This is a genomic window from Micromonospora sp. NPDC005174 (genome assembly GCF_040608495.1).
Taxonomy (GTDB): Bacteria; Actinomycetota; Actinomycetes; order Mycobacteriales; family Micromonosporaceae; genus Micromonospora.
Genome location: NZ_JBEXIJ010000003.1, coordinates 167,090 through 189,268, shown reverse-complemented (window position 1 = coordinate 189,268; position 22,179 = coordinate 167,090). Strand labels below are relative to the sequence as shown.

The following is a 22,179-nucleotide window of genomic DNA, read 5'->3' as shown; positions in this document are numbered from 1 at the left end:
GCCCACCACGGGACGTCCGGCCCCTGGTGGGCTGATCAGCCCACCAGGGCGCGGACGTCCCAGACCCAGACGTCGTCGACCCGCTGCGGCGGTCCGATCAGCGCGGTGACCAGCTCGCGGAGCACCGCCTCGCGCGGGTGCGCTCCGAGCACCACCACCGACGCTCGCCAGAACCGCAGATCCTCGACGGCCTGCCGCCGGTTCTCGTCGGTGAGCGCCGGCAGGACGCCCGCGTCCATCGTGGAGTAGATGAGGCTGCTCGTGGGCCGGTTCGGGGCGCCGAAGACGCCCTCGCCCAACTCGTTCGGGCCGATGAAGTAGCCGCCCGGGATGGGGAACTCCTGCCTGGTGAGGGCACTCCAGCGCAGCGTCGGCAGGCCGTGCACGTTGCTCGGGATCGGTACCGGGACGAGGGTCCGGCCCGCCGGCACGTACGGTCGCCAGCCGCCCGCGGTGATGAAGTGCGGCGGCGGGTCGATCTGCTGCGCCGGCAGTGGCCGGGGGAACAGCGGCAGCAGGGCGAGGGCGACCGCCGCGTACCCCAGCGGGCGCAGCCACCGTCGGCGCGCCGCGACCGGCGCGGCGGCCGGCTCACCGGCGCGCGGGGCCGGCGCGAGGGCCGGGCGGCCGTGGCGGGCCGCCGCGTCCCAGAACAGCGCCAGCAGTACGCCCACCGCGGCGGCGACCACCAGCGCCAGGCGCGTGGGCATCATCATCTCGACCAGCGGCAGCTCGTCCGACACGTACGACCACGGGCCGGGGATGTCGGTCTCGACCCCGTCGAAGCGCACCCACGGCCCGATCGCGGCCACGGTGAACACCACGACGAGCACCGCGACGATCCGGGCGGCCAGCGAGCGGCGTACGAGCAGCGCCAGGGCCACCAGCGAGAGCAGTACCAGCGGCCAGCCGAACCAGGTGTTCTGCTCGGTCAGCCCGATGGTCTTCTCGATCGCCGGGTCACCCGCCCAGGTGTCCCGGGCGAAGGATACGAAGGCGACCAGGTCCTCGCCCCAGTTGTGGAAGACGCCACCCTGGAGGCCCCGGTAGGACTGGGGGCCGTCGAACTGGAACCAGATCGGGTACGCGGTGAGCACCAGGGTGAGCCCGCCGGCCACACCCATGCTGGCCAGGAACGTCCCGGCCATGGCGCGGGTGGCCCGTGGTCGCTGCACCGCGTACGCCACCACGACGACGAGGCAGGCCAGTGCGGTGAGCAGCAGCATCTCCTCGTTGATGAAGATCTGGTACGTCACCAGCGCGCCGAGCACCAGCCCGTTGCGCCGCCACCGGCCCGGCTCGCCCAACCGCAGCACCCGCACCACGATCAACGGGAGCAGGAAGTTGGAGACGAAGTTGGGCTGACCGTTGGCGTGGTGGATGATGCCCGGCGCGAAGCCGAGGAAGGCCCCGCCGACGGAGGCCGCGGCCCGGGAGCGCACCAGGTGCCGCGAGAGCATCCAGTACGCGGTGCCGGCGGTGGCGGCCAGCGCCCCACCCAGGTAGAGCGCGTACATCACCTGCGGGCCGAGCAGCATGGTCAGCGGGGCCAGCGGCAGGGTCACCCCGAGCAGCGAGGTGTTGGCCATCATGTTCACCCCGTCCGGGGCGTTCTGCCGGGCGGTGAACAGCGGGTTCTCCAGGTGCCGCACGGAGTACGCGCCGTGCGCGAACAGCCACTCGAACCAGCTGTGGTCGGTGGGCAGGTGCGACGAGACCCGACCCGTCACGTCCCCCCAGTAGTTGAGGCAGACGAAGACGCCCAGCACCACATAGGCTCCGAGGGCCAACAGGTCGGCTCGGCTCGGGCGGCGTCGAGGCCGCCGTGTCGGCTCGACCTCGGCCAGCTCGGCGTCGGTCACGGGATTCAGCGAGGGGTCTACCACCGGCACAGCCACGACGCGCCATCGTACAGGCGAGGATGCGTCGCTTTTGCCGGGCCGGTACGGTCACGGCCGGTTTGCCGGGCCGCCCCCGGTCGGATCCACCGGCGATGGAGGGACGATCGTTGCCGATCATCGAGCTGGGCGAGGTCCGGGGCGAGCCGGTGGCGCAGCCGACGGCTCGTCCGCCGCGCGCCGTGGGCCGTCCCCTGCGGACCGCTGCGGTGCTGCTGCTCGCCCTCGTCGCGCTCACCGGCGCGACGGCGGTACGGCACCGCACCGTGACGTCCGTGCCGACCGCGCCCGGCGCGTCGGCGTACCTCACCGAGGACGCGATCGTGGTGGTCGACGCGTCCACGCCCAGCGGGGACCGGTACCTGACCGTCTACGACCAACCCGGGCCGACGGGCGGTGACAACGTGCGGCGTCGGTGGCGTGCGCCGCTGGAGCGCAGCGGAGACTACGTTTCCGCGTGGATGCAACGCGGGATGCTGCTGGCGGTGGGCGTCAGCACCGCCGATGGGGTGTTGGAGACCACCGCCTTCGACGCCGAGACGGGTCAGCGGCGTTGGCGCAACCCGGGGATCGTCCAGCGGGCGACCGACGGGGGCATGCTCCTCGTCAACGACACGGAGGACGGGTTGGGCTCGGTGAGCCGGGTGACGCCCGACACCGGGCGGGTGCTCTGGTCGGTGCCCGCGCCGTTCGGTGGCACCGACTTCCACCGGCAGGGCGACCAGGTCGACCAGGTCGTGTTCGTCCAGCCGACCGGGGAGGTGCAGGTGTACGACGCCGACACCGGAGACCTGCGGCACAGCGTCGACACCCTGCCTGGCGCCCGGTCGGCGTTCCAACGGGTGCAGGTCGCGGACGACCTGGTGCTGCTCGTCCCACCCGGCAGCACCGAACTTGTCGCCTTCCGGCTGCCCGCGATGGCGCCGGCCTGGAGGTCCCCGGTGCCACTGGTCGCCTGGGCGGTACCGTGCGCGGATCTGCTGTGCGCGGTCCAGCAGACCGGCGGTATCCAGATGATCGACCCCGCCACCGGTGCCGTCCGCTGGTCGGACCGGGGGCCGGACATGCTCGTCGACGTCCGCCGGGACAGGTTGCTGGTGGCCACGTCCGAGCAGCGGTATGCGGTCCGCGACGCGCGGACCGGACGGGAACGCGCCGAGCTGGGCCGGTGGCAGTTGGTGAACCAGGTGCGCCGCGAGGACACGCTGCTCGGCGTACGCCCGACACCCGACGGTCGGCTCGTCGTCGCCGAGCTGGACCTCGCCGCCGGGCGGACGCGGATTCTCGATGTCCTGCCGGGCGTGGTGGGCGGATGCCAGGCCGCGCAGCCCGTCCTGCTCTGTCGACGGCTCGACGGCTCGACGGCTCTCTGGCGGTTGCCCCGGTGACCGGCCCGGTGATCGACCTCGGTGAACTGCGCCAGGGGCCGGACCTCGACACCGCCCGGCTGCCCCGTCCGCCGGCGGCCCGTGGGCGACCCCTGCGCGGCGTGCTGGTCCTGGTGCTGGTGCTGGTCGGCCTCGCCGGGTCGGTGCCGCTCACCCCGCGCGAGATGGTGACGCTGCCAGCGGCGAACAACGCGGACGCGATCCTCTTCGACGACATGATCTTCCTCGTCGAGCAGCTCGGGGCGACGGGACAGCGCACGTTGACCGCCACCCGCCTGCCCGACGGTGAGCAGGCCTGGCGTACGTCGCTGCCGGTCGAGGGCCGGTACTGGGGCGTCGCGCGGCAGGGCGGAACGCTGCTGGCCGTCGGGTACGAGAGCGGCACGGACCACTCCGGGACGATCACGATCGCCCTGGATCCCGAGACGGGCGCGTACCTCTGGCAGCAGCCGGGACGACCCGTTGCCCTGCCCGACGGCGGGATCCTGCTGTGGTCCGGCGAGGACGAGGCCGCGGGCGCCCTGCGCGCCGTCGACGCGTGCTGCGGCACCGTTCGCTGGCAGGCGTCCGTCGAGGCGGGTGCCGACCTCACCCCCCGCGACGGTGAGCGATGGGTGGACCGGCTGGTGCTCCTGCGCGGGAACGCGCAGGTCGAGGTCCGCGATACGACCACCGGAACGGTGCTGACGCGCGCCCACCTGCCCGCGCCGCGCGGCGAAACGCCCCGCGTCCTGCATGTGGTGGACGACCTGCTGGTCACCATCGACGGATCACCGTCCGTCATCTCGGCGTACGGCCTGGACCACCTGGACCGGCGTTGGCAGATCCCTGCCGTCGGGGAGACGTACGTCTCCGCCTGCGGCGTCCTCCTGTGCCTGCAGAGCCAGTCCGGCGGGATGCGGACGATCGACGCCGCGACAGGTGAGCCGCGGTGGGCCGACGACCGTTGGGGGTGGGTCTGGCCGTACGCCGACCGATTGCTGGCCACCGCGGTGAGCAGCGCCGGGCCGGGATCCGAGGATCTCGTCGTCCTCGATCCGCCGACCGGCCGGGTGCTGGTGGGGCTGGGTCGCTGGGAGATCGTCCGGTACGACGTCGACAAACCGCTGATCGGGGTACGCCCCCACCCCGACGGCGGCCTGGTCGTCGCCGAGTTGGACGTCCGGGGCGGCACGGTGCGGGTGCTGGACGTGTTGCCGGACGCCTCGGGGGACTGCCGGGCCGCCACCGGGTGGCTGCTCTGTCGCCGTCAGGACGCCGCGTTCGGGGTGTGGCGGTTGACCCGCTGACCGTCGGCGGGTCCCGGCGGTCGGCGAGGGAGGATGGTTGCCGGCCGGCACTAGGTTGTCGGTGGTCAGCAGCGAGGAGGCCGGCATGCGGGTACTGGTGGTCGAGGACGAACGCAACCTCGCCGACGCGATCGCGCGCGGGTTGCGCAAGCGGGGCATGGCGGTCGACGTCGCGTACGACGGCGACGCCGGCCACGAGGCGGCGTTCGTCACCCGGTACGACGTGGTGGTGCTCGACCGCGACCTGCCCGGTGTGCACGGCGACCAGATCTGTGCCGACCTTGCCGCCTCGGGGGCGCTGACCCGGGTGCTGATGCTGACCGCGAGCGGCACCGTCGCCGATCGGGTGGAAGGGCTTCAACTCGGCGCGGACGACTACCTGCCGAAGCCGTTCGCGTTCGACGAGTTGGTCGCCCGGGTGCAGGCGCTGGGCCGGCGGGCCACCCCGGCCGCGCCGCCGGTGCTCGAACTGGCCGACCTGGTGCTGGACCCGGCACGGCGGGTCGCCACCCGCGCCGGGATGCCGATGGACCTGACGAACAAGGAGTTCGGGGTGCTCAGCGAGCTGCTCAAGGCTCGTGGCGCGGTGGTGTCCAGCGAGGAGCTGTTGGAACGGGTCTGGGACGCCAACACCGACCCGTTCACCACGATCGTCCGGGTGACCGTCATGACGTTGCGAAAGAAGCTCGGCGATCCGCCGTTGATCGAGACGGTGGTGGGCGCGGGCTACCGCACGGCCGAGGTCCAGCCGTGAAGCGCCCGTTGCGGCCCACCCTGCGGTTGCGGTTGACCCTGCTCAACGGTGTGCTGCTGGTCGGCGCGGGCGCGATCCTGGTGCTGCTGGCCTGGCTGCTGGTCCGCGACGCGCTGCGGCCCACCGACGAGCTGCTGCCCGGCACGACGGTGCTGCTCTCCGACGGCGGCACGATGGACGCCGCCCAGTGGCAACGTGAACTGGTCGACTCCGCCTCGGGGGAGTTGCTGGCCAAGGGCCTGGTCGCGCTGTTGGCGATCAGCGTGGTCGGGGTCGCCGGCGCGTACGCGGTGGCGGGGCGGGCGCTGCGGCCCCTGCACCAGGTCACGGCAACCGCACAGCGGCTCGGCGAGGCGACGCTGGACCAGCGCATCGGCTACTCGGGCGCGGACGACGAGGTGGCCGAGCTGGCCAAGACGTTCGACGCGATGCTGGACCGGATCGCGTCCGCGTTCGAGGCGCAGAAGCGCTTCGTGGCGAACGCCTCGCACGAGCTGCGGACTCCACTCGCCGTCATGCGGACCGAGATCGACGTGACGCTCAGCGACGACGACGCGGACGCCGCCGAGTACCGCCGGATGGCCACCGTGGTCCGCGACGCCTCGGAGCGGGCGAACGGGCTGGTCGACGCGCTGCTCGTGCTGGCCCGCAGCGAAGCGCAGGCCGGACGGCGGCTGGGCCGGCGTACCGAGTGCGACCTCGCCACCGGCACCGCCAACGCGCTGTCGGCGATGCGCCGCGAGGTGGAGCGCATCGGCTTGCGCGTGCAGACGTCGCTGGAGTCCGCGCCGGTGGTCGGCGATCCCGGGCTGCTCGACCGGCTGGCCGGCAACCTGATCGAGAACGCGGTGCGCTACAACCACCTGCACGGGCGGCTCTGGGTGCGTACCGGCACCGACGGCGACCGCTCGTGGCTGGTGGTGGGCAACACCGGTTTCGAGGTGGACCAGGCCGACGTGCCGGGACTGTTCGAGCCGTTCCGACGCGGCGGCCGGGAACGGACCGGCGCGCGCGGCTCCGGCCTGGGGCTGTCCATCGTCCGCGCGGTCTGCCAGGCACACGGCGGTACCGTCCGGGTGGTCGCCCAGCCCGGCGGCGGCTTGGAGGTGACGGTCACCCTGCCGGCGGTGGACGCCCCGGCGGTGCCCGGCCCGGTGGCCATCAGTGGGTGAGCGGTCGGCGCGGTCGAAAGGGTTGCGTACGGCGCTCCTCCGCTGGCAAGATCACCCACGTCAGCTCGAGAACGAAGGGGGGTGCGTCGATGTCCACCAGTCAGGGCTCCGCACCCCGGGTCTTCGCCGGCTGACCCCGGGCAGCGGAGCGTACCCATCCGAACGTGGAGGGACCACCCGTGTATCCACGGATCCGCAACATCAGTTTCGATTGCCACGACACGTACTCCCTGGCCGGCTTCTGGTCGGCGGTGCTCGGCTACGCCCGGCACGACGAGGACGTCCCGGGTGATCCGGAGGCGGTCCTGCTGCCGCCGGACGAGGCCACCCCGAACCTGTTCTTCCAAGCGGTGCCGGACGACAAGGTGACCAAGAACCGGCAGCACATCTGCCTGGAACCTGTCGACCGGACCCGCGACGAGGAAGTCGAGCGGGTGCTCGGCCTCGGCGCCACGATGGTCGCCGACCGGCGGCATGCCGACGGGACGGGTTGGGCGGTGCTGGCCGACCCGGAGGGAAATGAGTTCTGCGTGCTGCGCAGCGCCGGGGAACGTGTCGTCACCACGACTGTGAAGGACCAACCGTGAGTTCGACGATCCACAACATCAGCTTCGACTGTCGCGACACGTACGCCCTGGCCGGCTTCTGGTCACAGGTCTTCGACTGCCCCATGCAGCCGGACGACTTCCCCGGCGACCCGGAGGCGATGCTGCTGCCGCCGGGTGGCCCGGAGGTGCTCTTCATCGCCGTGCCCGAGGACAAGGCGGTGAAGAACCGACTGCACCTCGATCTGCAACCCGCCGACCGGACCCGGGCCGAGGAGGTCGAGCGGCTGCTCGGCATCGGCGCGGTGCACGTCGCCGACCAGATCCGGCCGGACGGCTCCGGCTGGGTCGTGCTCGCCGACCCGGAGGGCAACGAGTTCTGCGTGCTGCGTAGCGCGGCCGAGCGGGCGGCGTCACCGGCGCGGCCGGACGCCCCGGCGGCCTAGGGTCTGCGTACGGCGGGACGCCGCCACTGCGGCGTCCCGCCGTACCTACGCCCGCGCGTCAGCGGCGGGGCACCGAGAAGTCCTCGGTCGGAGTGGTGTCGCTGGTGCCGTCCGTGCTCGCGTGCACGCCCATGCCACGGGCCGCGAAGACCCGCCAGATGTCCCGCTGCCCGCGGCCGTGGTTCACGACCCGGTCGGCCAGCAGGATCGAGTCGCGCATGTCCAGATAGGACGGATCCGCCGGTGAGAGTTCCATCGCCCGGGTGACCAGGGAGCGGGCCAGGCGGCTCCCGATCGCCGCGCGCAGGTCCCAGAGCGTCTGCGCCCAGATCTCACCGTCGGCGTGGATCTCCGGCTCGGTGGTCCCCGGCACGGTCGACGAATTGCGGATCTTGCCGTAGTCGCCGTAGGTGTAACCGCCCACACCTGCGGCGGGGTTGCCGGCACACACCGGCTCGGTGCTGTTCACCGGGCAGTCCATCGCCTCGCTGCGCACCGAACGGCCGCCCAGGATGTAGTCGCCTTCGCGAACGTCACCGTCGACGGCGTCGTCCTGCTCGAGGCCGCTGTCGACCAGATAGTCCAGGCCGTACCAGTCGCTCCACGCCTCGTACATCGCCTGCGCCTGGGCGCTGATCAGGGTCGAGTTGCCGCTGGCGTCGACCACCAGGCGGTCGGACAGTCCGTGGGTGTACTCGTGGTAGAGGATGTCCGCCGTGTCACCGGAGTTACCGGCGAGAACACTCGCCGACTTGACGAACAGGTACATCTGCATGCGCGGCGCCATGCCGTCCGGCGGAGTCGTCATGTTGGCGTTGTTGTCGTGGTCGCTGTCCGGCAGGCCGTTGGCGGTGTCCGCGCCGTCCATCGCCTCGGCGATCACCCCATCGCCGTCGACAGCCTCGAAGTTGCCCGCCGCCCGAGTGAAGCCGATCGGTGCGGCCGCGAGATGGTCATGCCAGGTTCCCAGGAAGGCGAAGAGCTGCGCCGCGTTCTGCTTGCGGTTGCTCTGCCAGGAATACGGCACCGCCGGATCCCACGAGCACTGCCGTTGCGCCGAACACGGGGCACCGACCTGGTTGGAGAAATCCGTGAACGGGAAGTCGAAGCTGCTCGTGGCGTCTGGCTCGACCTCCTCCGACGCCTGCGGGGCGTTGTCGGCGTTCACGTCGGAGTAGACGTGCCCGACGTTGCCCTCCAGCCTGCCCGCGTTCGCCGGCAACCACCTGTTCAGGTCGACCGTGCGCTGGCGTCCGCCGACCGGGGCGCCCGGGTAGTTCTGCCACGTCGTCGCGTGGTGTTCGGCGACCATGCTCCGCTGGAAGAGGATCGCGCCGTTGGCCGCATCCACCACGCTGAGATGACCCTCGTCCATGTCGATCACCTCCCACGCCAGTTTCGGACCCGCCGGCGTGTTGAAGACGACCTGGCGGGCGCGGCCGCCGTCGGAGAAGGTCACGGACGCCGTGGTTCGGGAGCGGACCGTCGCCGTCGCGGTGCCCGACACGTTGCGTACCGCGGTCCTGCGGGCGGCGACCGCGTCCACGCTCGCGGAGCCGAGCGTGGTGGGCAGCCCGGCGAGCGGTGCGCCGTCGACAGCGATCAGCCGGCCGTCCCTGGTGATGTGCGCCTTGATGCCGTTACCGACGACGTCGACTCCGTTCACGCGCTGCACGAAGCTGAGGTGGTGGGTGCCCTCGATGTCGACGTAGTCCTTGCGCAGCCGCAGGGCGGCGATCTCGGCGACGGTCAGGCCGACGACCGACCGGTGGGCCGCCAGATAGTCGCGGGCGATCCGCTCGGGCGCGGCAGCGCTCGGCCCGGTCAGGTAACCGTCGAGCCGAGCCAGCCGCCGCAGCGTCGCGGTGTCGCGGTCGATCTCGACGACACCCTGCGCGCCAAGACTCGCTCGCAGCGAGTTCGCCGCCTCGGCGACCCGGGAACCGGGCGGCTCGGCCCGCGCGTTCGTCGGCAGCAGCGCGGACGCGAGCAGGATGCCCGCCGCCGCGGCGACGCCGCGCCTGATGATTGTTGAGCCCACTGTCGCACTCCAATACTCGATTCAGGCAGTACTGACACGACAGACGCTAAAGGTCCCTAATGGACACCTTCTGGATCAGCGGGCTGAGCAGCTCGGCAGAGGCCGCGCTGGGCGAGGGACTGTCGCCGTGGTCCATGAACGCGGGCCCCGGTCACCCTGAGGTGACCGGGGCCCGATGGTGTCCGGGTCAGGAACGCTGCTCGATCTGACCACGGATGGTGACGAACTCCGCCTTCGTCTGCTCGGCGGTCTTGAAGTACATGACCGTCAGGCCCACGCTGCCCCGGTCGGCCCAGATGCAGACGCCGAGCGGTACGCCTTCGGCCTTGCCGTCGCCGCAGCGGGCGTCACCGCCGAGCGGCCCCGCGTCGACCGCCGCCATGTTGGTCACCGACAGCTCGCTGGAGAGCCCGGTGACCGCCTCGTCCAGCTCCTTCTTCGGGTCGGCCATCACGCCGGACACCGCGGCGATCATGAGGAGGTCCTGCTTGGTCGGGTCGCCGTAGAACGCACCGACAGTGCTGGTCTCGTTCTTCACCTCGGACTTCATGGAGGCGACCATCTGGTCGGCGACCGTCTGCAACTGCGGGTCGGTGTTCTTGGCCCGGCCGGCGAGGGTGGCCGGCGCGACGACGCGGGTCTTGGTGGCGTCGACGACGTCGCCCACCTCGTCCTTGACCGTGAACCAGATGGCCGCCGCGCCACCGAGGCAGAGCACCAGCAGTACGGCCAGCGCGATCAGGATGATCTTGCCAACGTTCGACTTCTTCGGCGGTGGACCGGCCAGGTGCGGGCCGCCGTACGGCTGGCCCGGCTGCGGCGGAAAGCCCTGCTGCTGCGGCCAGTCGCCGGGCTGCTGCGCGGGCGGGAAGCCCTGCTGCTGCGGCCAACCGGGCTGCTGCGGTGGACCCGGCTGCTGCGGCACGGCCGGCTGGCCCTGCTGCTGCGGCGGAGTGGGGGAATCGTGCGGCGGGCCGAAGGGATTGGCCGGCGGCTGGGACATCAGTCAGCTCCAGGATGGGGTGCGAAGCGCGTGATCGTAACCCGGCGCGCGCCCCGACGCGGTAACCGTCCGGGTCCCACCAGCGGTGCGAACGAGCGCGGTGGCCGGCAAGTCCACGAGGGACGAGCCGGCCACCGCGACGGTGGAGCCGAACGGTCAGGCGGGCAGGCTCGCCGCCCCGCGCGGCAGGAACCGCCGGCCGGTGACCCGCTCGGAGGTGCCGGTGCGGTCCAGGTACGGGGTGACGCCGCCCAGGTGGAACGGCCAACCGGCGCCCAGGATCATGCACAGGTCGATGTCCTGCGCCTCGGCGACCACGCCCTCGTCCAGCATGAGCCGGATCTCCTGCGCGAGCGCGTCGAGCGCGTTCTGTCGTACCTGCTCGGCGGTCAACGGCTGGTCACCGACGACGAGCAGCTTGGCGACCTCCTCGTTGACCTGGTCGTCGACCACGATCGGCTGACCCGAGTCCGCGATCCGCTTGAGGTTCTCGCTGACGCCGAACCGGTCCGGGTAGGCGGCGTGCAGGGTGCCCCCCACGTGGTACGCGACGGCCGGCCCGACGAGTTGGAGCAGGGCGAGCGGGCGCATCGGCAGGCCCAGCGGGTCCAGGGCGCTGTCCGCGACGTCCAGCGGAGTGCCGGCGTCGACGGCGGCGAAGACCGTGCCCAGGAAGCGGGTGAGCAGCCGGTTCACCACGAACGCCGGGGCGTCCTTGACCAGCACGCTCGACTTCTTGAGCTGCTTGCCGACCGCGAACGCGGTCGCGAGGGTGGCGTCGTCGGTGCGTTCGCCACGGACGATCTCCAGCAGTGGCAGCACGGCCACCGGGTTGAAGAAGTGGAAGCCGACCACCCGCTCCGGGTGCTCCAACTCCGCCGCCATCTCGGTGATCGACAGCGAGCTGGTGTTGGTGGCGAGCACCGCCTCCGGGGAGACGATCTTCTCCAGCTCGGCCCAGACCTGCTTCTTGACGCCCAGGTCCTCGAAGACCGCCTCGATGACGAAATCGGCGTCAGCGAACGCGCTCTTGTCGACAGTGCCGCTGACCAGGCCGTACAGCTTCGCGGCCGTACGCTTGTCCATCCGGCCCTTGGTGACGGCCTTCTCTATCTGGGTGTGCACGTAGCCGACGCCCTTGTCCACCCGGGCCTGGTCCAGGTCGGTCATGACGACCGGCACCTGGAGACGGCGGGCGAACAGCAACGCCAACTGACTGGCCATCAGGCCGGCGCCGACGATGCCGACCTTGGTGATCGTGCGGGCCAGGCCCTTGTCCGGTGCGCCGGCCGGCCGCTTGGCCCGCCGCTGCACCAGGTCGAAGGCGTACAGGCCGCTGCGCAGCTCCTCGGAGAAGACCAGGTCCGCCAGGGCCTCGTCCTCGGCGGCGGTACCGGCCGCGAAGTCGGCGTCCTTGGCGGTCTCCAGCAGGTCCAACGCCTTGTACGCGGCCGGGACCGCGCCGTGCAGCCGCTGGTTCAGCGTCTCCCGGGCGAAGTAGAGCACGCCCGCCCACATGTCCTTGTCGACCTCGGGCCGGGTCACCGTCACCTGACCGCGCACCACCCCGGCGGCCCACTCGAGCGAGCGCTCCAGGAAGTCGGCCGGTTCCAGCAGGACGTCCGCGATGCCCAGCTCGGCGGCCTGCTTCGGCTTGAGCATCTTGTTCTGCATGAGCGGGTTCTGGATGATCACCTGGGTGGCGGCGGGGATGCCGATCAGGTTCGGCAGCAGCTGGGTGCCGCCCCAGCCGGGCACCAGGCCGAGGGACACCTCGGGCAGGGCGAGAGCCGCCGCGCCACCGGAGAGCGTCCGGTAGTGGCAGTGCAGTGCCAGCTCCAGGCCGCCGCCCATCGCCGCGCCGTTGACGAACGCGAAGGTGGGGACCGTGCTGTCCTTGAGGCGGGCGAAGACCCGGTGGCCGAGCCGGCCGATCTCCAGCGCCTGGGCGCGGTCGGCGAGCTGCGGCAGGCCGACGATGTCCGCGCCCACGCAGAAGATGTACGGCTTGCCGGTGATCGCGATGAACGCCGGGTCGGCGGCGAGCGCGGCGGTGATCGCCTCGTCCAGGCTCGCCAGCCCGCCCGGGCCGAAGGTGTTCGGCTTGGTGTGGTCGAAGCCGTTGTCCAGGGTGATCAGCGCGGCGGGGCGGTCCAGCCCCGGCACGTTCACCCGGCGCAGCAGCGCCTTCGTGACGACCTCGCTCGGCGCGGTGACTGCGCTCACTTGTCGCCCTCCGTCCAGTGCGGGTTCTCCCAGATGACCGTGCCGCCCATGCCGATGCCGATGCACATGGCGGTCACGCCGTAGCGGACCTCGGGGTGCTCGGCGAACTGGCGGGCCAGTTGCGTCATCAGCCGTACGCCGGAGGACGCGAGGGGGTGACCGATGGCGATCGCGCCGCCCCACGGGTTGACCCGCGGGTCGTCGTCGGCGATGCCGAAGTGGTCGAGGAAGGCGAGCACCTGTACGGCGAACGCCTCGTTCAGCTCGAACAGGCCGATGTCGTCGATGCTGAGCCCGGCCAGGCGCAGGGCCTTCTCCGTCGACGGGATCGGTCCGACGCCCATCACCTCGGGCTCCACCCCGACGAAACCGAACGACACGAGCCGCATGGCGATCGGCAGACCCAGCTCGCGGGCGGTGGCCTCGTCGGCGAGCAGACTGGCGGTCGCGCCGTCGTTCAGGCCGGCCGCGTTGCCGGCGGTGACCTTGCCGTGCGGGCGGAACGGGGTCTTCAGAGTGGCGAGCTTCTCCAGCGAGGTGTCCCGGGGAGCCTCGTCCACAGTGGCCAGACCCCAGCCGCCCTCGGCGTCGCGGATCGACATCGGCACCAGGTCGTCCTGGAGCTTGCCGTTGGCGTACGCCTTGGCGGTCTTCTGCTGCGAGGCGAGCGCGAACGCGTCGGTGCGCTCCTTGGTGATGTGCGGGACCAGGTCGTGCAGGTTCTCCGCGGTCGCGCCCATGACCAGCGCGGACGGGTCCACCAGCTTCTCGGCGATGATGCGCGGGTTGGGGTCGACGCCCTCACCCATTGGGTGGTGGCCCATGTGCTCGACGCCGCCGGCGATGGCGACGTCGTACGCGCCCATCGCGATGCCGCTGGCCACGGTCGTCACGGCGGTCATCGCGCCGGCGCACATCCGGTCGATGGCGAAACCGGGCACGGTCTTGGGCAGACCGGCCAGCAGCGCGGCGGTACGGCCGATGGTGAGGCCCTGGTCGCCGATCTGGGTGGTGGCCGCGACGGCGACCTCCTCGACCCGCTCCGGGGGTAGCTGCGGGTTGCGGCGCAGGAGCTCACGGATACAGCGGATCACCAGGTCGTCGGCGCGGGTGTTGGCGTACATGCCACCCGCCTTGCCGAATGGGGTACGGACGCCGTCGACGAAGACGACATCCCGAACTTCACGGGGCACTTGAGCCTCCTACTCGACCATTATTCGGCCTCCGCGCCGCCAGACGGCGCTCCGGACCGAACAGGGGTCGGCCGGGCGGGGCACGTCACCCAGAATGCTACTCGCCAGTAACCAGCCCCGTCCCCACCGCCCCACTGTGGCCCACCCCACAACACCCACCCCCAGCGCCCCACCCACCCCACCCCCACCCACCCCCAACCCACCCCCACCCACCCCAGCGCCCGGTGATCATGAAGTTGTTGCCCGGACACGCCGGCGCCGGTGGCAATAACTTCATGATCAACGGGGTGGGCGGGGGCGGGGGCGGGGGCAGGGGGCAGGGCGGGGCGGGGCGGGTGGGGTGGGGTGTGGTGGGGACTACGGGATGGGGTTGGGGGAGAGGGCTTCTGTCAGGTGTGGGTTCAGCAGGGCGATCTGCCACTCGCGGGCGTTGAAGCCGCGCAGGGCCTCTGCCACCGTGGACTCGGTGATCTCATCCGGCGGGCTCCAGGCCAGGCGACGTACCGAATCCGGGGTGATCAGGTTTTCCGGGGGCAGGTTGTGTTCGGCCGCGATGCGGACCACCACCTCCCGGCAACGGGCCAGGCGGCCGGCCGCCACCGGGTCCCGCTCGGCCCAGCGGTGCGGTGGGGGTGGGCCCTCGACCGCCGGGGTGACCGGAAGCGCGTCGTCCGGCAGTTCCCGGGCGTCGTCGAGCGCGGCCAGCCAGGTGCGGGCCAGGCGACGGACCGACCGGCCACCGAAACCGGGCAGCGTCAGCAGCGTCTTCTCGTCCTTCGGGTCCAGCTCGGCCGCGGCGACGATGGCCGAGTCGGGCAGCACCCGACCGGGCGCGGCGTCCCGCCGGGAGGCGATCTGGTCGCGGGCGTACCAGAGCGAGCGGACCCGGGCCTGGGCCCGCGCACCGCGTACGCGGTGGATGCCGGACGTACGCCGCCAGGGTTCCGCGCGTACCCGGGGTGGCCGGGCGCCGGTGCGGACCAGGGCGGCGAACTCCTCGGCGGCCCAGGCCGACTTGCCCTGTCGTGCCAGTTCGGCGTCGAGCGCGTCGCGCAGATCGGTGAGCATCTCCACGTCGAGCGCGGCGTAGGTCAGCCACGACTCGGGCAGTGGGCGACTGGACCAGTCGGCCGCCGAGTGGTGCTTCTCCAGGGTGAAACCGAGTAGCTGCTCGGTCAGCGCGGCCAGGCCGACCCGCTCGAACCCAGCCAACCGAGCGGCCAGTTCCGTGTCGAACAGCCGGCGTGGCCGCAGCCCCACCTCGGCGAGGCACGGCAGGTCCTGGCTGGCGGCGTGGAGCACCCACTCGGCATCGCCGATCACCGCGTCGAGCGCGCTGAGGTCGGGCAGCGGCAGTGGGTCGATCAACGCCGTGCCGGCGCCGGCACGGCGTAGCTGGACGAGGTACGCGCGCTGGCTGTAGCGGTAGCCCGAGGCGCGCTCGGCGTCCAGGGCAACCGGGCCGGTGCCGGCCGCGAACCGGGCCACGACCTCGGCGAGTTCGGCCGGGGTGGCCACTGGGTCGGGGGTGCCGTCACGCGGAGCGGTCAGCGGAACGGGCCCACCGTCGGTCGGGTCGGGCCCCTCGCCCGCCGGCTGCGGCTGGGCCGACGGCGGGTGCTGGGGTGCGTGTCCCGGAGGTTCTGCGGTGGGCCGACGGCGCAGGGGTGGTTCGTCGGTCACCTGCCAACCCTAGTGCGCGCGCCGATCCGGCGTGTGCAGCCGGTCCGGCGTGTGTCGGCCGGGTGTTCGCAAGGTGTCCTTTCGGATGCCGGACATCGGGGGAGACAAAGCCCGTTCGCGCAGGTACGGTCCATCGAGCCGTCGGCCCGATCGCGTGACATCCGGCACGACGGCCGCACGGGGAGACCACGGGGAAAGGCACGACGATCATGACGGCTGGCTTCGGTGCGGGCGACGGACGACCGATGGGCGGCGCCGAGCCGGACGGTGTGAGCGGTTCATCCGCCGAACGACCCGGCCCCCTGCCCCCGCGCATCGAACCGCATCCACAGGTCGGCGCCACCTGGCCCGGCACGCCGGGCGGCACCGAGCCGACCGCGGCCGTTCCGGCACCCCGTACCGGGTGGTCGGCACCGCCCAACAGCGGGCAGTGGAGCCAGGGCCCCGCCCCGGCCGCCGTACCGCCGGGGCAGGGAACCGGTGCCTACCCGTCGGCGCCCTACGGCGCCGCGCCGTATGCCCCGGCGTCGCACGGCGCCGCGCCGTACGCCCCGGCGTCGCACGGCGGCGGCTACCCGCCCACCGGGGACCTGTCCAGCGCGCCACCGTTCCCTGCCGGCCAGCCCGCGTGGCCGGGTGTCACCCCGCCGCCCGTCCGACCCAGCCGCCGCCGTTGGCCGGTCGTGCTCGCCGCCCTGCTCGTCGTGGCGCTCGCCGCCGTGGCCGGCCTTCAGGCGTACCAGCTGGACCGGCTCGGCGACCGTCTCGCCGCCACCGACCGCCGGTTGGCGCAGGCCCAGGACGGCGACGGCACACGCCTCGACGGCCTGGAGAAGCGCGCAGACGCCCTGGAGAAGCAGGCCGGGGCCGCGTTCAACCCGGAGGCGGTGGCGAGCGCGGTGCTGCCGAGCGTGTTCCGGGTTCGGGCCGGGCAGTTCACCGGCAGCGCGTTCGCGGTGGGCAAGCCGGCGGCCGGCGGTGGCACCAACCTGTTCACCAACTTCCACGTGGTCGAGTCGGTGTGGGAGGCCGGTGGACGCGAGGTCTTCCTGGAGCGCACGGACCAGCGTTTCCCGGCCACCATCGTCAAGGTCGACAAGACCAACGACGTGGCGCACCTGCGGACCACCGGCAAGTTCACCGGCCTGGTCACCGCGCCCACCGCCGTGAAGTCCGGCCAGCAGATCGTCGTCGTCGGCGCTCCGCTCGGCCTGGAGGACAGCGTCACCACAGGCGTGGTGAGCGCGCTGCGCGCCGCACAGGGTGGCTCCGGACCGGCCATCCAGTTCGACGCCCCCATCAACCCCGGCAACTCCGGCGGTCCGGTGATCAACGGCAGCAAGCAGGTGGTCGGCATCGCCACCGCCAAGGCTCGCGACGCCGAGGGCATCGGGCTGGCCGTACCGATCAAGGTCGCCTGCGACGGTTTCAAGATCTGCTGACCCGCGGCTCCGGCCGCTCGCGCCAACCACGGCCCTAGCGGTCGTTCCCGAGGTCTCCGGGTCCTCGGCCCCGGACGAACCTGCCGCTGCATCCGGTCCGTCGCGCCCACCGGCGGAGGACCTGCTCACCCTGGAGGAAGAACATGTCCCAGCCACCGACCGGCCCGGAGGGCCTCCCGCCCACCACCCCGCCGCCGCCCGGCTCGCCCGAGGCCGACGCGACGGTGCCGCACGCGACGCTGCCGTCCGCGCCGGGCACCGACCCGACCGTGCGGTACCCGGCCGGTCAGCCCGCGCCGCAGCAGTACGCGCCGGGCCAGCCCACCCCGGGTCAGCCCACGCCGGGTCAGCCCACGCCGGGCCAGCCCACCCCGGGCCAGCCCACGCCGCCGCAGCAGTACGCGCCCGGCCAGGCCGCCCCGCCGTACGGCGCACCGCAGACGTCGGCCTACCCGGCCAGCGCCCCGCCGTACGGCCAGCCGATGTCGGCGCCGCCGGTCTCCGGCCCGGCGTACGGGCAGCCCATGTCGGCGCCGCCGGTCTCCGGTCCCGCGTACGGCCAGCCGATGTCGGGCCCGCCCGGTATGACGCCGTACGGCGCTGCGCCGGCTCCTCGGCGCGGTCGCGCGGTGCTGGTGCTGGCCCTGGTGGCCGCTCTGCTCTTCGTCGTGAGCGGGGTGATGACCGGGCTGTTCGTGACCAAGAACAACGAGCTGAACCGGACCGAGAAGCGTCTCACCGCCCAGGTCAGCGAGCGCGACGGCACCATCGCCGCCAACACCAGCGAGATCGGCAAGCTCAAGACCGAGCTTCAGGTCATGCAGGACAAGCTGGACAACACCGAGCAGGATCTGACCGGTACCCGTAACGACCGTGACGAGCAGACCCGGCAGAAGAAGGTCATCGCGAGTTGCCTGGACAAGCTGACGACTGCGCTGGGCGCGGCGGCGGCCGGCAACAAGGGCGCGTACGACGCGGCGATGAAGGGCCTCGACAAGGTCTGCGACGAGGCCGAGAACTACCTCTGATCCGCCGCGCCGCCCGTCGTCGCCACAGTGTTCAGGCGGTGGCGGCGGGGCGGCGGTCGGAGAGAGCGGTGACCCCGGGCGGGGGCAGGCCGGCCGTCGAGGCGAGCAGGGTGCACCAGCCGAGCAGGTGGGGGGCGAGGTCGTCGTCGACAGGTGTCCACGAGGCGCGGATCTCGATGTCGCCGGCCGTCGGTGGGCCCGCGAGGTCACCGAACCGGGTCGACATGGTCTGGGTGACCGTCCCGCCGATCGCCCGGTGACCGGCGTCCTGGGTGTCCAGGGCGTCGGTCAGCCACGTCCAGCCCACCCCGGGCAGCAGCGGGTCGGCGGCGAGGTCGACCTCCAACTCGGCCGTCACGTAGGTGACCAGTCGCAGCGTGCCCTGCCACGCCTCGTGCCCGGCCGGATCGTGCAGCAGGATCAGCCGGCCGGTGGCCACCTCGTCGCCGTCGCGCAGCACCGTCGCGGAGAGCGCGAACGTGAACGGCGCGAGCCGTTGGGGCGCGCCGACCTCCTCCAGGGTGATCTCCGGCCGGGGCACCGGCGACCGCAGCCCGGCGACCGCGCGGACGAAGGTCTCCGGGAGCGCGATCGGGGGGGCCATGTCGGCAGCCTATGCCGCCGTTGGTCCGCCCGCTTCGACGGCGCGCCGACACGCCCCTCCGCCGCCGTGTCGCGGTCTCGGCGTTAGGTACGTCCCTTCCGTTCACCCCCGGCGGGTCGGAGGCGAGGGGCGTGGCACGATTGCGGCGATGACCACGGATACCACGGGCACTGCCGCCCGAGACGGACACCCGCGCCCCGGCGGCCCGGCCGACTCGCCCTTCATCCGGGCCTGTCGGCGTCGGCCCGTCCCGCACACCCCGGTCTGGTTCATGCGCCAGGCGGGCCGCTCCCTCCCGGAGTACCGGGAGATCCGGGCCAACGTGCCGATGTTGGAGTCCTGCCGCCGTCCGGAGCTGGTCACCGAGATCACCCTCCAACCGGTGCGCCGGCACGGGGTGGACGCGGCCATCCTGTTCAGCGACATCGTGGTCCCCGTCGCGGCGGCCGGGATCGACCTGGACATCGTGCCGGGCACCGGACCGGTGGTCGCCGAGCCGGTCCGTACCGCCGCCGACGTCGACCGGATCCGCCCGATCACCCGCGACGACGTGTCGTACGTCGACGAGGCCGTCCGCCAGCTCGTGGTCGAGCTGGGCGACACCCCGCTGATCGGCTTCGCCGGCGCGCCGTTCACGCTGGCCAGCTACCTCGTCGAGGGCGGGCCGTCGCGGACCCATGCCAAGACCAAGGCTCTGATGTACGGCGACCCCGAGCTGTGGCACGCGCTCTGCGGCCGGCTCGCCGACGTGACGCTTGCCTTCCTGCGGGTGCAGATCGAGGCGGGCGTCTCTGCCGTGCAGTTGTTCGACTCGTGGGCCGGCGCGCTCTCCGAGGCCGACTACCGCCGCTACGTGCTGCCGCACTCGACCGCCGTGCTGAGCGGGCTGGTTGACTCCGGTGTGCCGCGCATCCACTTCGGTGTGGGCACCGCCGAGCTGCTGGGCGCGATGGGGGAGGCCGGCGCGGACGTGGTCGGCGTCGACTGGCGTACGCCGCTGGACGTGGCCACCCGCCGGATCGGGTCGGACAAGGCGGTGCAGGGCAACCTGGACCCGTGTGTCCTGCTCGCGCCGTGGCCCGTGGTGGAGGCCGAGGTGCGCCGCATCCTGGAGCAGGGCCGGGCGGCCCCCGGACACGTGTTCAACCTCGGTCACGGTGTGCTGCCGGAGACCGACCCGGAGGTGCTGACCCGGGTGGTCGCGCTGGTGCACGAGGTGTCCAGCCGTCGGGCCGAGCGGGGCTGACACGGCGATGCGGCAGCCCTGGCGGGTGGCGGTGGTCGGCGGCGGAATCGCCGGGCTGGCCGCCGCGGTCCGCTTGCGCGACCGCGCGCCGGAGGGCACCGAGATCACGGTGTACGAGCAGTCCGGCGCCCTGGGCGGCAAGTTGCGCACCGGTGCGCTGGCCGGCGGACCGGTGGAGTTCGGCGCCGAGTCCTTCCTGATGCGGGACCCCACCGGGGCCGAGAGCGCGGCGGTGGTGCTGGCCCGCCGGCTCGGGCTGGCCGAGAAGATCGTCCACCCCACCGTCGGGCAGGCCGCGCTTGTCGTCGACGGAGGGCTGCGCCCCATTCCGGGCGGGACGCTGGTCGGCGTACCCGGGGATCTGGATCAGGTGGCGACGGTCGCGCGCCCGGCGACGGACGCCGACCTGGACGACGGCCGGCCGTTGGTCGGGCCCGACGCGGACGTCTCGGTGGGCGCGCTGGTCCGGTCCCGTTTCGGTGATGAGGTGGTCGACCGGCTGGTCGACCCGATGCTGGGCGGCGTGTACGCGGGCCGCGCCGACGACCTGTCCCTGGTCACGACCATGCCGGCCCTGGCCCGTACCGCCCGGGTCGAGCACACACTGGTCGGCGCGGTCCGGGCCGCGCAGGCCGCCGCCCCCCGCGCGCCCGGCGCCCCGGTCTTCGGCACCCTGGCCGGCGGGCTGGGCACCCTGGTCGAGGCGGCGGTGACGGCCAGCGGCGCGACGATCCGGCGGGACGCCGCCGTGCGCGAGGTGACCCGGACCGGCACCGGCTGGCGGCTCACGGTCGGTCCGACGCGTGACCCTGTGAGCGTCGACGTGGACGCCGTGGTGCTGGCGGTGCCGGCCCGACCGGCGGCGCGCCTGCTCGGCGGTCCGGCCCCGGAGGCCGCCTCGGCCGTCGGCGAGTTGGACTACGCCAGCGTCGCACTGGTCACGCTGGCGTTGCCGCAGCCACCGCTGCCCGAGCTGTCCGGCTTCCTGGTGCCGAGCACCGAGGGGCTGTTGATCAAGGCGGCCACGTTCTTCACCACGAAGTGGGGGCACCTGCGGCGGCCCGACGGGTTGGCCCTCGTGCGTGCCTCGGTGGGCCGCTACGGCGAGGAGGCGCAGCTCCAGCGCCCGGACGCCGACGTGGCCGCGACAGTGCACCGGGAACTGTCGGCGGTGCTCGACACCCCGCTGCCCGCCCCGGTCGACGGGCACGTGCAGCGGTGGGGCGGCGCGCTGCCCCAGTACGCCCCGGGGCACGCCGACCGGGTCGCCGCCGCGCGGACGGCGCTGCGGGCCGCGCAGCCCACCCTGGTCCTGGCCGGCGCCGGCTACGACGGTGTCGGCATACCGGTCTGCGTCCGCTCCGGCGAGACGGCGGCCGACGAGATCATCACAGCACTGGGAGGATCGGCGAGATGACCGAGCAGACCAACGCGGCCCGGCTGCGGGAGCTGAACGACAGCATCCGCTACACGATGTGGTCGGTGTTCCGGGCCAGCGGCCCGCTGCCGTCGCTGCGGGACAACGTCACCGGCGAGGTCGAGTCCCTCTTCGACGAGCTGGCCGGCAAGGACGTGGTGGTCCGGGGCGTGTACGACGTGGCCGGGCTACGCGCCGACGCGGACGTGATGATCTGGTGGCACTCGACGTCGAGCGACGCGCTCCAGGACGCGTACCTGCGGTTCCGGCGTACGACGCTGGGTCGGGCGCTGACCCCGGTGTGGTCGCAGATGGCGCTGCACCGGCCCGCGGAGTTCAACAAGAGCCACATCCCGGCGTTCCTGGCCGGTGAGGAGGCGCGCGGATACCTGTGCGTCTACCCGTTCGTGCGCTCGTACGAGTGGTACCTGCTGCCCGACGCCGAGCGGCGTGAGCTGCTGGCCGAGCACGGGAAGATGGCGCGCGGCTACCCGGACGTACGCGCCAACACCGTCGCCTCGTTCGCGCTGGGCGACTACGAGTGGATGCTCGCGTTCGAGGCCGACGAGCTGCACCGGATCGTCGACCTGATGCGTGACCTGCGCGCCTCCGGGGCCCGCCGGCACGTCCGCGAGGAGGTTCCGTTCTACACGGGCCGCCGCCGCTCGGTCGCCGAGATCGTCAACTGCCTGGTCTGACCCGCCCCGCCCCGCCCCGCCCCCGCCCCCGCCCCCGCCCCCGCCCCCGCCCCGCCCCGCCCCGCCCCGCCCCCGCGATCTTGCACTTTCTGTCGCGACGAAAGGG

The 22,179-nt window shown here is 72.7% G+C and carries 18 protein-coding genes; 11 read left to right on the top strand and 7 right to left on the bottom strand.

Annotation, left to right across the window (positions count from 1 at the left end):
- Nucleotides 1-35: 35 nt before the first annotated feature.
- A complete protein-coding gene (locus ABZU91_RS04955; RefSeq protein WP_355234809.1) occupies nt 36-1,892 on the bottom strand; it encodes a hypothetical protein in 1,857 nt (618 codons plus the stop codon).
- 101 nt (nt 1,893-1,993) lie between these two features.
- On the opposite strand from ABZU91_RS04955, the gene ABZU91_RS04950 reads away from it, so the two are divergent.
- The 6 genes from ABZU91_RS04950 (at nt 1,994) to ABZU91_RS04925 (ending at nt 7,492) form a co-directional block, all read left to right on the top strand.
- Nucleotides 1,994-3,286 carry a PQQ-binding-like beta-propeller repeat protein gene (locus tag ABZU91_RS04950; protein ID WP_355233999.1) on the top strand — a complete coding sequence of 431 codons (1,293 nt, stop codon included), beginning with the start codon at nt 1,994-1,996 and terminating at the stop codon, nt 3,284-3,286.
- Nucleotides 3,283-4,575 carry a PQQ-binding-like beta-propeller repeat protein gene (locus ABZU91_RS04945; protein ID WP_355233997.1) on the top strand — a complete coding sequence of 431 codons (1,293 nt, stop codon included), beginning with the start codon at nt 3,283-3,285 and terminating at the stop codon, nt 4,573-4,575. The genes ABZU91_RS04950 and ABZU91_RS04945 overlap by 4 nt, the downstream gene beginning before the upstream one ends.
- Before the next feature lie 85 nt (nt 4,576-4,660).
- Nucleotides 4,661-5,329 (top strand): response regulator transcription factor, encoded by a 669-nt coding sequence (locus tag ABZU91_RS04940; protein ID WP_355233995.1) that lies wholly within the window; start codon nt 4,661-4,663, stop codon nt 5,327-5,329.
- Nucleotides 5,326-6,501: a HAMP domain-containing sensor histidine kinase gene (locus ABZU91_RS04935; protein ID WP_355233993.1), complete on the top strand. Its 1,176-nt coding sequence runs from the start codon at nt 5,326-5,328 to the stop codon at nt 6,499-6,501. Before ABZU91_RS04940 ends, ABZU91_RS04935 begins: the two co-directional genes overlap by 4 nt.
- Before the next feature lie 179 nt (nt 6,502-6,680).
- Complete coding sequence (locus ABZU91_RS04930; RefSeq protein ID WP_355233991.1) at nt 6,681-7,088, top strand: VOC family protein; 408 nt, start codon at nt 6,681-6,683, stop codon at nt 7,086-7,088.
- Nucleotides 7,085-7,492: a VOC family protein gene (locus tag ABZU91_RS04925; RefSeq protein WP_355233989.1), complete on the top strand. Its 408-nt coding sequence runs from the start codon at nt 7,085-7,087 to the stop codon at nt 7,490-7,492. The genes ABZU91_RS04930 and ABZU91_RS04925 overlap by 4 nt, the downstream gene beginning before the upstream one ends.
- A 58-nt stretch (nt 7,493-7,550) precedes the next feature.
- Here the strand turns inward: ABZU91_RS04925 and ABZU91_RS04920 are convergent, their stop codons facing one another.
- The 5 genes from ABZU91_RS04920 to ABZU91_RS04900 all read right to left on the bottom strand — a co-directional run bounded on the left by ABZU91_RS04920 (nt 7,551) and on the right by ABZU91_RS04900 (nt 15,638).
- Nucleotides 7,551-9,533, bottom strand: a complete 1,983-nt coding sequence (locus ABZU91_RS04920; RefSeq protein ID WP_355233987.1) for a M4 family metallopeptidase — start codon at nt 9,531-9,533, stop codon at nt 7,551-7,553.
- Nucleotides 9,534-9,720: 187 nt separating this feature from the next.
- Entirely contained in the window at nt 9,721-10,536 is an 816-nt protein-coding gene (locus tag ABZU91_RS04915; protein ID WP_355233985.1) for a hypothetical protein, read from the bottom strand.
- Between the two features lie 156 nt (nt 10,537-10,692).
- A complete protein-coding gene (locus ABZU91_RS04910; RefSeq protein WP_355233983.1) occupies nt 10,693-12,762 on the bottom strand; it encodes a 3-hydroxyacyl-CoA dehydrogenase NAD-binding domain-containing protein in 2,070 nt (689 codons plus the stop codon).
- On the bottom strand, nt 12,759-13,955 hold the full coding sequence (locus ABZU91_RS04905) for a thiolase family protein (RefSeq protein ID WP_355233981.1): 1,197 nt from the start codon (nt 13,953-13,955) through the stop codon (nt 12,759-12,761). The genes ABZU91_RS04910 and ABZU91_RS04905 overlap by 4 nt, the downstream gene beginning before the upstream one ends.
- Before the next feature lie 357 nt (nt 13,956-14,312).
- Entirely contained in the window at nt 14,313-15,638 is a 1,326-nt protein-coding gene (locus tag ABZU91_RS04900) for a ribonuclease D (protein WP_355233979.1), read from the bottom strand.
- A 209-nt stretch (nt 15,639-15,847) separates the two neighbouring features.
- On the opposite strand from ABZU91_RS04900, the gene ABZU91_RS04895 reads away from it, so the two are divergent.
- Both ABZU91_RS04895 and ABZU91_RS04890 read left to right on the top strand, forming a co-directional pair.
- Nucleotides 15,848-17,080, top strand: coding sequence for a trypsin-like peptidase domain-containing protein (locus tag ABZU91_RS04895; RefSeq protein WP_355233977.1), 1,233 nt, complete (start codon nt 15,848-15,850; stop codon nt 17,078-17,080).
- 143 nt (nt 17,081-17,223) lie between these two features.
- Nucleotides 17,224-18,108 carry a hypothetical protein gene (locus ABZU91_RS04890; protein WP_355233975.1) on the top strand — a complete coding sequence of 295 codons (885 nt, stop codon included), beginning with the start codon at nt 17,224-17,226 and terminating at the stop codon, nt 18,106-18,108.
- A 31-nt stretch (nt 18,109-18,139) separates the two neighbouring features.
- On the opposite strand, the gene ABZU91_RS04885 is transcribed toward ABZU91_RS04890, so the two are convergent.
- Nucleotides 18,140-18,712, bottom strand: a complete 573-nt coding sequence (locus ABZU91_RS04885; RefSeq protein WP_355233974.1) for a DUF3000 domain-containing protein — start codon at nt 18,710-18,712, stop codon at nt 18,140-18,142.
- A 148-nt stretch (nt 18,713-18,860) separates the two neighbouring features.
- On the opposite strand from ABZU91_RS04885, the gene hemE reads away from it, so the two are divergent.
- The 3 genes from hemE to hemQ are packed head-to-tail and all read left to right on the top strand — an operon-like array spanning nt 18,861 to nt 22,073.
- Nucleotides 18,861-19,958 (top strand): uroporphyrinogen decarboxylase, encoded by a 1,098-nt coding sequence (gene hemE, locus ABZU91_RS04880; protein WP_355233972.1) that lies wholly within the window; start codon nt 18,861-18,863, stop codon nt 19,956-19,958.
- Nucleotides 19,959-19,965: 7 nt separating this feature from the next.
- Nucleotides 19,966-21,375 (top strand): protoporphyrinogen oxidase, encoded by a 1,410-nt coding sequence (hemG, locus tag ABZU91_RS04875; RefSeq protein WP_355233970.1) that lies wholly within the window; start codon nt 19,966-19,968, stop codon nt 21,373-21,375.
- Entirely contained in the window at nt 21,372-22,073 is a 702-nt protein-coding gene (gene hemQ, locus ABZU91_RS04870) for a hydrogen peroxide-dependent heme synthase (RefSeq protein ID WP_355233968.1), read from the top strand. Before hemG ends, hemQ begins: the two co-directional genes overlap by 4 nt.
- Nucleotides 22,074-22,179 lie beyond the last annotated feature (106 nt).

Bases quoted from the DNA above. Each gene is read 5' to 3' on its own strand.
- ABZU91_RS04950 (WP_355233999.1), top strand. From the start codon at position 1,994: ATGGAGGGACGATCGTTGCCGATCATCGAGCTGGGCGAGGTCCGGGGC.
- ABZU91_RS04940 (WP_355233995.1), top strand. From the start codon at position 4,661: ATGCGGGTACTGGTGGTCGAGGACGAACGCAACCTCGCCGACGCGATC.
- ABZU91_RS04915 (WP_355233985.1), bottom strand. From the start codon at position 10,536: ATGTCCCAGCCGCCGGCCAATCCCTTCGGCCCGCCGCACGATTCCCCC.
- ABZU91_RS04895 (WP_355233977.1), top strand. From the start codon at position 15,848: ATGACGGCTGGCTTCGGTGCGGGCGACGGACGACCGATGGGCGGCGCC.
- ABZU91_RS04890 (WP_355233975.1), top strand. From the start codon at position 17,224: ATGTCCCAGCCACCGACCGGCCCGGAGGGCCTCCCGCCCACCACCCCG.
- ABZU91_RS04885 (WP_355233974.1), bottom strand. From the start codon at position 18,712: ATGGCCCCCCCGATCGCGCTCCCGGAGACCTTCGTCCGCGCGGTCGCC.
- hemE (WP_355233972.1), top strand. From the start codon at position 18,861: ATGACCACGGATACCACGGGCACTGCCGCCCGAGACGGACACCCGCGC.
- hemG (WP_355233970.1), top strand. From the start codon at position 19,966: ATGCGGCAGCCCTGGCGGGTGGCGGTGGTCGGCGGCGGAATCGCCGGG.
- hemQ (WP_355233968.1), top strand. From the start codon at position 21,372: ATGACCGAGCAGACCAACGCGGCCCGGCTGCGGGAGCTGAACGACAGC.